Annotated in this window: 9 protein-coding genes; 3 read left to right on the forward strand and 6 right to left on the reverse strand. The window is 70.0% G+C overall.

Annotation, left to right across the window (positions count from 1 at the left end):
* Positions 1-281: 281 nt before the first annotated feature.
* Entirely contained in the window at positions 282-1,244 is a 963-nt protein-coding gene (locus KBX37_RS32095) for an ATP-dependent DNA ligase (protein ID WP_210779592.1), read from the reverse strand.
* Positions 1,245-1,500: 256 nt separating this feature from the next.
* Between KBX37_RS32095 and KBX37_RS32100 the strand changes: the two genes are divergently transcribed.
* Positions 1,501-2,175, forward strand: coding sequence for a DUF1524 domain-containing protein (locus tag KBX37_RS32100; RefSeq protein ID WP_210779593.1), 675 nt, complete (start codon positions 1,501-1,503; stop codon positions 2,173-2,175).
* A gap of 64 nt (positions 2,176-2,239) precedes the next feature.
* On the opposite strand, the gene KBX37_RS32105 is transcribed toward KBX37_RS32100, so the two are convergent.
* From KBX37_RS32105 to KBX37_RS32120, 4 genes are all read right to left on the reverse strand, one after another.
* On the reverse strand, positions 2,240-2,491 hold the full coding sequence (locus KBX37_RS32105) for a hypothetical protein (RefSeq protein ID WP_210779594.1): 252 nt from the start codon (positions 2,489-2,491) through the stop codon (positions 2,240-2,242).
* A 202-nt stretch (positions 2,492-2,693) separates the two neighbouring features.
* Positions 2,694-3,065 carry a helix-turn-helix transcriptional regulator gene (locus tag KBX37_RS32110; protein ID WP_210779595.1) on the reverse strand — a complete coding sequence of 124 codons (372 nt, stop codon included), beginning with the start codon at positions 3,063-3,065 and terminating at the stop codon, positions 2,694-2,696.
* A 94-nt stretch (positions 3,066-3,159) separates the two neighbouring features.
* On the reverse strand, positions 3,160-3,834 hold the full coding sequence (locus KBX37_RS32115) for a permease prefix domain 1-containing protein (protein WP_210779596.1): 675 nt from the start codon (positions 3,832-3,834) through the stop codon (positions 3,160-3,162).
* A complete protein-coding gene (locus KBX37_RS32120) occupies positions 3,816-4,154 on the reverse strand; it encodes a PadR family transcriptional regulator (protein ID WP_210779597.1) in 339 nt (112 codons plus the stop codon). The genes KBX37_RS32115 and KBX37_RS32120 overlap by 19 nt, the downstream gene beginning before the upstream one ends.
* Before the next feature lie 105 nt (positions 4,155-4,259).
* Between KBX37_RS32120 and KBX37_RS32125 the strand changes: the two genes are divergently transcribed.
* Positions 4,260-6,533 (forward strand): PEP/pyruvate-binding domain-containing protein, encoded by a 2,274-nt coding sequence (locus tag KBX37_RS32125; RefSeq protein ID WP_210779598.1) that lies wholly within the window; start codon positions 4,260-4,262, stop codon positions 6,531-6,533.
* Between the two features lie 79 nt (positions 6,534-6,612).
* Here KBX37_RS32125 and KBX37_RS32130 read toward each other — a convergent pair whose 3' ends face one another.
* The gene (locus KBX37_RS32130) at positions 6,613-7,476 is read right to left on the reverse strand and encodes a hypothetical protein (RefSeq protein WP_210779599.1); all 864 of its coding nucleotides are present in this window, start codon (positions 7,474-7,476) and stop codon (positions 6,613-6,615) included.
* Positions 7,477-8,057: 581 nt separating this feature from the next.
* Here KBX37_RS32130 and KBX37_RS32135 point away from each other — a divergent pair.
* Positions 8,058-9,488: an Hsp70 family protein gene (locus KBX37_RS32135; protein ID WP_307849294.1), complete on the forward strand. Its 1,431-nt coding sequence runs from the start codon at positions 8,058-8,060 to the stop codon at positions 9,486-9,488.
* Positions 9,489-9,696 lie beyond the last annotated feature (208 nt).

The raw sequence follows: 9,696 nt of genomic DNA on the forward strand, positions 1-9,696 counted from the left end.
ACGCAGTCCTCCGCGACCTGCAACATCTCCTCGTCCGCCTCGCCGGCGCCTGCCCCACCTGCAAAACCCGCTTCCCCACCAGACGAAAACCCCTAGACCCCATCCGATCATGACAAAGTACTACTAGGCTTGCCACGGCCGCTCCTGGGGCTGTGGATAACTCTCGTGTCTGTGGATAACGCCCTGATCATGTTCCGGTTGTGCTAGAGCCGGACTCGGCGCAAAGGCTCCATGGAGTCGCGAACCGGCCGTCTCTGGCCTGGTGGCGGTGCTGGCGGGCGTCAAAACCGGCTGTCGAGGGGTGGAACGTCGGTGATGGTGAGGTCGAGGCGGGGGCGTCGGTAGCGGACGAGGTGGCGCCATCGGTGGTGCTCGTAGGCGGTGTCGACTTCGATCTCGACGGCGACGGCGGGGAGGAGCGGGGTGTAGGGGAGGGGTTGGGGCCGGTCGAGTTGCCCTGTCCAGGAGGCGGGCAGTGGTTGCGGCCAAGGATGGGCGTCTGGTGCTGCGGTGTGAGGGGCGAGCAGGTCGATCAGCTCCGCGTGCTGGGCGGGCCGCAGGGGGTGGGTCCGGCCGGTGTAGCGGAGTTGTCCGTGCTCGTCGAGGCGGCCGAGCAGGAGGGTCTCCGGGTTGCTGAGGCTGGGGGTGACGCCGCCGATGATGGCCTCGGTGGTGTGGTAGGCGCGGTACTTCTGCCAGCCGCGCTTGCCGGGCTCGTAGCGGCTGTCGAGCCGTTTGATCATCAGTCCTTCGATGCCGGCGGCGGTCCAGGTGTGCAGCCACTCGGTGGCCTGCCCGACGTCGGTGCTCTGCGGGGACAGGACGAGTTGTGCGGGGGCGTCGGCGAGCAGTGATGTCAGCAGGGCGCGGCGTTCGGCGAGCGGCTTGTCCAGCAGGGGTAGGCCGGGTGGGGCGCTGAGGAGGTCGAAGACCAAGTAGTGGGCGGGGTGGCTCCTGGCCAGGGCGCGGCCCGTCCCGGCGGTGACCCGCCGCTGCAGCTGGGAGAAGTCGGTCCGTTCTCCCGCCCACACCACGAGTTCCCCGTCCAGCACGGCACCGGGTGCCACCGCCTGGTGGACCGCCTCGCGCACGTCCGGGAAGTAGCCGCCAAGGTCACGCCCTGCTCTGGACTGCAGATAGACCCCGTCCTGGTGGCGGAACGCCAGGGCACGCCAGCCGTCCCACTTCGGCTCATAGGACAGCCCATGGCCTGTCGGCACGATCTCGACCGGTTTTGCCAGCATCGGCGCGACCGGTGGCCGCAACAGGCCACCGGCATCGGGTGAGCTGGCGCGCCGGCGGCCCGGGCTCACCGCGAGACACACCTTTGGCGGACCCGAACAGTCCTCACCTCCCTCTTTCATGGTTGGACCGGGGTGGCGGGCAGCGCGGGAAGATGCCGAACAGTCGATGGCTGTACGACGTGCCTTTACAGGCATGCCCTTCGATCGACATGATCGTTAGAGACGGTAGCCGTCCACCACCACGAGGAGGCCCGCCATGTCGACCACCCAAACCTCTCCCCGCTTCCCGCGCGCCAGACGACACGCCGCCGCGCTCGCCGTCGCGGCACTCGCGGGAACTCTGCTGGCGGGCGTGAACGCGCAGCCCGCATCGGCCACGCCTCCCGGCATCCCGTCGAAAGCCACGGCGCAGTCTCAGCTGAACGCCCTGACGGTGGCGGCGCAGGGCTCGACCAGCGGCTACTCGCGGGACCTGTTCCCGCACTGGATCACCATCAGCGGCAGCTGCAACACCCGCGAGCAGGTCCTCAAGCGCGACGGCACCTCCGTCGTCGTCGACAGCTCCTGCGCGGCGACGTCCGGCCGCTGGTACAGCCCCTACGACGGCGCCACCTGGTACGCGGCCTCGGACGTCGACATCGACCACGTGGTGCCCCTGGCCGAGGCGTGGCGCTCCGGCGCAAGCTCCTGGACCACCAGCCGGCGGCAGAGCTTCGCCAACGACCTCACCCGCCCCCAGCTGATCGCGGTCACCGACAACGTCAACCAGGCCAAGGGCGACCAGGACCCCTCGACGTGGCAACCGCCGCTGTCGTCCTACCGGTGCACCTACAGCAAGATGTGGATCACCGTGAAATACAGCTGGGCCCTGACCCTGCAGTCGACGGAGAAGTCCGCCCTGCAGAGCATGCTCAACACCTGCAGCTCCTGACCGCACAGCTCCGGCCGGCGGCGCCGTCTCTCGGGATGCGACCGCCGGCCGGGCCCTTGAGCGGTTACTGAGGTGGGGACGAGGCGGCGTCGCCGTCTTGCTTGCGCCAACTGCCGCCGGCGTCGGCGGCGAGCAGGCGCTGGATCATGGCGAGAGCTTCGGACTCGGTGTCGAAATCCCACCGCAGTACCCGACCCGTCTCAGCATCGCCAGCGCGGGCGATGACCTTCCATCGGACCTCGCGGGTCAGCCACACGTCCCGGCGGCCCAGCCGTCCCACGATGCCGTTCCACCAGCGCCCCGCCACTTCCCGCACCACCGCATCGTACAAGCGTTCGACTGGCGCTGTTGGCGAGCCGGCTGGCGAGGGCGGTGTGGCGGCTGGCGCCCGCTTCCGCACCCACCAGCACTTCACGCTCAAGCAGAACCCACCGCGCCGCCACCACCTCGACGACCTCGGGGTCTGCCGACCTACGGCCTGGGAACCTGCACCGGCGCCGGCCTTCGGCAGTACCCGCTCAGCGGGCCTTCTTCGTCGCCCGCTTGCGCGGCGGCGTCAACAGCTCGGCGATCGCCGCGATCGAGGACGGCACGAGGCGGTAGTAGGCCCAGACGCCGCGCTTTTCGCGCTCGATCAGGCCGGCCTCGGTGAGGATCCGAAGGTGGTGACTCACGGTCGGCTGGGAGAGACCGAGCGGCGCGGTGAGGTCACTGACGGACGCCTCGCCCTCGGGAGCGGACTGGATGAGACTGAGCAGTCGCAGCCGGGCCGGGTCGGCGAATGCCTTCAGCACTCCCGCGAGCCGCTCGGCGTCGGCACGCTTGATCGGCTCGCCGGCAAGAGGCGAGATAGCAGGCGTAGCAGTTTTCGCAGTTCCCACGTCTTCCATCGTTGCACCAACACCATCGATAGGCCGGTGGAACGAGGACCGGGCTGGATGTCCGTCCGCGCATGACGGGGTTGAGTTGGCGGGTGGTTGTCCGTCAGCAGCGCCGCGGGGCGCCGATCGCGGTGGCGTGGCGCATCGTGATCAGGCTGCAGGCGATCCGGGCGAGGCTCGCCGCGATGGCGAAGACGGCGAATACCTGCGCCGGAATGTCTGACCGTAGGTAGGTCGCGATCACCGTGACATCCCCTGCGAGCGCGAGGGCGGCGATGGTGATGGTGGCGGCGAGCGCGTGTTGGGGGCTGGCTTCGGGTAGCCAACGCATTAGACGGCCGGTGGTGGCGAAGGTTCCGGCGGCGGCGGCGATCGCGACGATGATCAGTGGGATGGCGGGGATCGCGGCCAGCAGGGCGATGAGGCCGGTGCGCCAGGGATGGGGCTGCAGGAGCAGCAGCCACCAGATGCCCACGAGGGGCCCCGTGGCGATGTACCAGGCGATGGTGCGCCTGGCATAGGCGGTGGCTAGTTCTCCTGCGAAGGCCTCGGCGACCGCTTGGGGGATGCCGAACTGGGCGATCGCGGCGGTGACCGCGTGGCCTTCGGGTAGGCCGGCGGTGGTGTGGTCGGTGATGGCGTGGTGGAGCCCGTCGCGTAGTTCGGTGAGGACCTCCTCACGGCGCCGGCGCGGTCCACGCAGCCGTGCGGTGAGGTCGTTCAGGTACGCCTTGAGGCGTTCCTCGTCGGCTGGGGTTGTCAGGCGGTCGCTGGCCATGTCCGCCTGCCCAGGACCGCGGTGACTGCGGTGGAGAACTGGTCCCAGACTGCCCGCTGCTCACCGAGGGCGGCCTGCCCTGCTGGGGTGAGGTGGTAGGCGCGGCGGCGGCGGCCGCCGACGGTCTGCCAGTCGCTGGCGATGAGGCCTGCGCGTTCGAGGCGGTGCAGTGCCGGGTAGACGGTGCCGGTTGGCAGGTCGAGTGCCCCCTCGCTGCCGGTACGCAGGGCTTCGATGACGGCGTAGCCGTGTTGTGGCCCGGGTTCCAGGACCGCGAGCAGCAACGCGTCGAGGTGGCCTTTGAGTAGGTCCGGTCGCATCGGCAACACCGGTGGCTCTCCCTTCTTCCTTCTTGCCCCCTGCCGTCCGGCACCTCTACTGTAGCATCACAATACTTTGTGACACTACATATGGCGGTGGGTGTGATGGTCTCCAACGTGGTGGTCGTGGACCTGGCGGAGGCGAGCGCGGCCGACCGGGCGGTGATCGGCGGGAAGGCGGCGGTGCTGGCGGAACTGTCCGCGGCCGGGTTTCCGGTGCCGCCCGGGGTCGTGATCACCACCGCAGCCCTCGATGACCCCCAGCTGGACCGACGACTTGCGGCCGCCGCCGAGGGCCTGGGCGGGGACCGGTTCGCGGTGCGTTCGTCGGGGGCGGCAGAGGATCTACCGGATGCCTCATATGCCGGCCTTTACGAGACGTACCTGAACGTGCCGGCCGACGGGCTGGGTGAGGCGGTGCGGCGATGCTTCGCTGCGGCGGGCAGCGAGCGGGTCACGGCCTACCACCAGCGGCAGGGTGGTGCGACGGCGGCGATGGCGGTCCTGGTGCAGGTGATGGTCGACCCGGTCGCGGCCGGGGTGGCGTTTACCGCGCATCCGGTCACCGGCGACCGCGATCAGACGGTGGTGGCCGCCGTTGCGGGGTTGGGTGATCCGCTGGTGTCGGGTGAGACGACCGGCGAAGAGTGGACGGTCACCGCGAGCCGCACCGTGATGACCCGGTCCGGCCCCGACGGTGAGCGTGTCCTCGCCGCCGTCCAAGCCGACGCCGTGGCGGAGCTCGCGTGTCGGATCGCCGACCGGTACGACGGCCGGCCGCAGGACGTCGAGTGGGCCATCGACCGGGCCGGCAGGCTGTGGCTGCTGCAGGGCCGGCCGATGACGGCCGTGCCGGAGCAGGTGTCGTGGACGGCGCCGGGGCCGGGTTTGTGGATGCGCAACTTCCGCCTCGGGGAATGGCTGCCCGAGGCGGTCACGCCGCTGTGCGGCACGTGGCTGCTGCCGGTGCTGGAAGACGGCTATCTCGACGGCATGCACGGCAGCGTCGGGGTACGGGTGCCGTTCCGGTACGCGCTGGTCAACGGCTGGTACTACAACGCCACACCGATCCCGTCACCGAGGCTCCTGGCCCGGGTGCTGTGGCATGGACGAAGCCGAGCGGTCAAGGTCTTGTTCAACGCGTTGATCCGGGTCAGCCGGAACCCGGCCGCCGCCGACCGGGAGGTGTTGTCCGATCTGGACCGGCAGTGGCGGGACATCCAGCTGCCCGCGTACCGGCAGATGGTCGCCGTTGCCGAAGCTGAAGCCCCGGCCGCGGCGCCCGACCGGCTGGCCCATCTGGTCGACACGCTGAGCTGCGAGGCCGGGACCTACTTGTGGTACTTGGCGATCGTCGGCGGTTCGGCGTGGAAGATGGAAGCCTGCCTGACCCGCTTCACCAGAAAGCACCTTGCCGATGTGCTCCCCGACGAGCACGGTGGCGCGCAGGTCCTGCTGCGTGGTCTGCCCGGCACCCAGCCGGGCAGCGTCGGGCATGCAGTGCAAAGCGCCGACTGGTACCACCCGGTCGCCGCCGAGCTTCCCACCCTGGCCGCCGCCACGGACATCCGCGGTCGCCACGCGCAGGTCGTCGAGCAACGCGGCGCCGCCGAGCAGGCGTGCCGGCGCGCGCTCGCCCACCAGCCGCGGCTGCTCGCTGAGTTCGAGCAGCTGCTGCGGGTCAACCAGCGGTATGCCGTCATCCGGGAGGAGCAGGCCCGCGACTTCACTCTGGCCTGGCCAGTGTTGCGCACCTGTGTGCGCCGCCTCGGTGAGCAACTGACCGCGAGGGGCGTCCTCGAACAGGTCGACGACGTGTTCTTCTGCACTCGCGGCGAGGTCACGGGTCGCCTGACCGGCCAGGTCGAGCCGATCGAGCCGGAGATCCTCGCCGAGCGGCGCCAGCGGTGGCAGCGTCAGCGCCGCCTCGCCGCTCCGTTGACCCTCGGCACGCCGCCCCGGCTGATCGGCGACGTGATCGACCGGGCGGTGCAGGAAGCACGTGGCCCGCGCGAGGTGGCCGCTGGGGTAATCGTGGGCCATCCGGCGTCAGCCGGTCGGGCCACCGGCCCCGTACGCATCGTCCACAGTCCACGGGATTTCCCCGACTTCCGCGAAGGCGATGTGCTCGTAGCGAAGGCCACCGCCCCGGCGTGGACACCACTGTTCGCACGGGCCGCCGCCGTCGTCACCGACGGCGGCACCCTCGCCGCACACGCCTCCCTCGTCGCCCGCGAGTACGGCATCCCCGCCGTCGTCGGCACCGGCAACGCCACCCAACGACTGAGCCCAGGGCAACTCGTGACCGTCGACGGAACCGCAGGCGCCATCACACCTCACGCCCAACCTGGAGGCGCGACATCCGTCTCGGGGGGATAGCGCACCACGCAACCGTTGGTAGTGGGCCACCGACATCCGCATCGGCGCGGCGTGCTGATCATCGACGCGTAGGCGGCTCTTACCCGTTGATGTGCAGGGCGATCACCCGCTCGGTCATCACGGCGAAGTCCGCGAAGGGCCACCAGGGCCCAGATGCCAACGCCACCTCTCTGCAGCCTTTCCAGCCGGAGTCCGGGGTGGTGCCGAACGCGGTGCGATAGGTGTCGATGGCGGCGAGGACGACGAGGTCGGGGTAGAAATGCCAGGCGGGATCGAAGAACTGATCATTGGCGTCCGGTAGGCAGTACTGCACAACGGCGCGTGCCTCGTCGTTCTGTTCGACCATGGTGTGGTAGTCGTGCCAGTACCAGGCGGGGTGCAGGGCGTAGCGGCGCACTGCTTGGCCCAGCGCGTCCCAGGTCGGGCGCAGGACTTGCTCATACGTGCTGCGCACGGCGGTCAGGACCGGTTGCAGTGCCGCCCGTTCTGCTGGCAGGACGGGTGAGCAGAGGTAGGGGTGTTCCATCAGGTCGTAGCGTTCCTCCATGCCGTCGTAGCGTTGTTCGCCGTAGTAACCCTCCCACTCGAAGAAGTGGTGGAAGGCGCCGTGTGCGGTGCTCTGTTCGAGGTCGGATGCCTGCTGCCACAGCGGTGCCCGCGCCGTGGACAGGGCCTGTTGGAGAACGTCTCGGCGCACCTGGCGCACCAGTGGCGTGTGGCCCTCGCCGATGTGGTGTTCGAGCGCGTCGATGGCCTCCTGCAGTGACGTGCACCAGATGAATCGGGAAGGCGCCGGGAGGCCGGCAGCGCGATAGGCCGCCCGGGCGGCGGCTTCCGCGACTTGTCGGTCCACGGGATCGGTCGCTGTCGCAGCTGTCGTCCAGAGGGCGGCGACGTCGTCGGGGGATACCGGTGTCATTCGTGGTTCCATGGTTTCATCCAATCGATAACGGTCAAGGTAACCAAGTGGGTGAAGCGATTGAGGGCGGCAGGTAGTGACCCTCTGATGTCTTCTCCGGCGCCTGCCTGTCGGTGGCTGTGCGTGATTCATGGGTGACGTGACAGTGATCCTCATGTTTGACTGGGGCCTATGCGACCGGGGGAGGCGCGGTTAGCGATCGACTGCGGCAGTGCCACCACGACCGCGGTCATGGCCTGGCCGGACGGCAGGTGGTTCCCGCTGCGATTCGACGGCGAGCCGGCACTGTCCAGCGCGGTGTACCTGGCCGATGACGGAAACGTCCTCACTGGGCAGAGGGCCTGGCAAGCGGCGGCCGCAGACCCGCGACGGTTCATCCCGGCGCCTCGACGCTCCGCCGAGCAGACGCTCACCGTCGCCGGCACCGAGGTCGACGCGTTGGATCTTGTCGTGGCGACCCTGCGCCGCGTGGCCGGTGAGGCCCGGCAGGCGGTGGGCGTCGGCGTGGAGGATGTGCGGGTGGTGGTGCCTGCGGGGTGGGGCCCCGGCGGCGGACGTGGATGCGGCACGCCGCGCACCGCGCTGGCCTGCCGCAGCCTCGCCTGGTGGAAGCGCCAGTGGCCGTGGCCGGCCAGCTGCTGGCCCAAGGTGTGCAGCTGTCCGTGGGCGCGTTCTTCGTCGTCTGCGATGTCGGCGCCACCGCGGAGGTCAGCGTTCTGCGGCGTGGCCCGGCAGGATTCGAGGTCCTGGCAACCCTCACCGACCCGGACGTCGGCGGCAGCGCCATCGACGACGCGTTGACGGCCATGCTCCTCCCAGCGGCGACCGGCAGCACCGGCGAGCAAGGAGACAGGTGGGTCCTGACCGCCAGCGTGCAGGCGGGCAAGCACGCCCTTGCCCACCATCCGGCGGTCACCGTGCCACTGCCAGGCGGCCCCGCCGCGGTGTTGAACGCTGCCCTGCTGGACCAGGCCGCGCGGCCCGCGCTGGATAGGGTCGCTGAGCTGACGGTGGAAGCGATCGCCGCAGCGGAAGTCGACCGAGCCCATGTCGTGGGCATCTACTGCGCCGGGGGGGTCGCTCACATGCCGCTGCTGCAGAAGACCCTCAGCGAGGCGACCGGCATCACCCCGGTCGTGGCGGCTGATCCTGACCTGGCCGCGGTGCGTGGTGCCGCCGACGTCGGCGCCATCCAGGTCGGCGGCGATGCTGTCGCCCCGGAGCCGGCTGCGGTGCCGCCGGTGCGCAGGGCTGCCGCCATCGCGGTGCCCGGCTTCGCGTCTCTGGCGTTGGTGGCGCAGTTCCTCCTCACCCCGGAGTGGATGGGAGGGATCCTCGGTGTCATTCCCGCCACGGCGATGCTGAACTGGGGTGAGCTCGCCATGGCCGCGGTGTTCGCCCTGATCGCCTGCCTCGGCGCCGGCACGGTCATCGCCTCCGCCATCGCCGCCCGCAACGCAGCCGACCACAGCCCACCCGGCGTTCAGACCGGCACGGGCATCCTCGCCGCCGCAAGTATGGGCAGCGCGATCGCCGGCATGTACGCGGTCGTCGGCAGCCTCTACATCGAGACCGCTGTCGGGCCGTTCCTGCGGTGGGCGCTGCTGCCGATCGCCCCGATCATCGCGGTCGCGGCGGTGATGGCACTCATCGCCGCCCGACAGTGGCGCACACCGCAGGGCGGCTGGTCACAGCTCCTGGCCTTCCCCACCAGCTCGGTGGTGACGGCGGCCGCCGGGATGCTGTGCATCCAGTACTCCCTGACCGCCGACCGCTGGCCCGACATGATCCTGTTCATCGACATCACCGGCCGCCTCGGCGGTCTGCTCCTCGGCGCCGGCACCATCATGGCCGTCGTGCGGCAACCGCTGCTGCGGCTCATCCTCGGCGCGCCTATGGCGGTCATCACCGCCGCGCTGGTCAGCCCTCGCGCAACCGGGATCCTCGGCGTCATCTACGCGATCGCGGTCGCCGTGTGGTGGATCCGCCAACTGTGGACCCGGATCCTGCGCCCGCACCCCCGCCCGCACGCATGAGCCTCTCCACCGACATGAACCCCCGGTCCACCGCAGGCGAACCGACCGCCTCCGGGTGGTGGTGGCGGTGAGATGGCCACAGTGTCAAGCCCCGGGTTTGATGGAGAGTTGGTTAGCTGGTTTTCAGGGGTCCGGTGACCGGGTGGGTCATCGTGTGTAGCGCCTCGTGCTCAGCCGGCGGGACGTGCCCGAGTTCGCCGTGCAGCCG

Origin of the sequence: Micromonospora sp. U56, from assembly GCF_018070095.1 — a bacterium.
GTDB classification, from domain to species: domain Bacteria; phylum Actinomycetota; class Actinomycetes; order Mycobacteriales; family Micromonosporaceae; genus Micromonospora; species Micromonospora purpureochromogenes.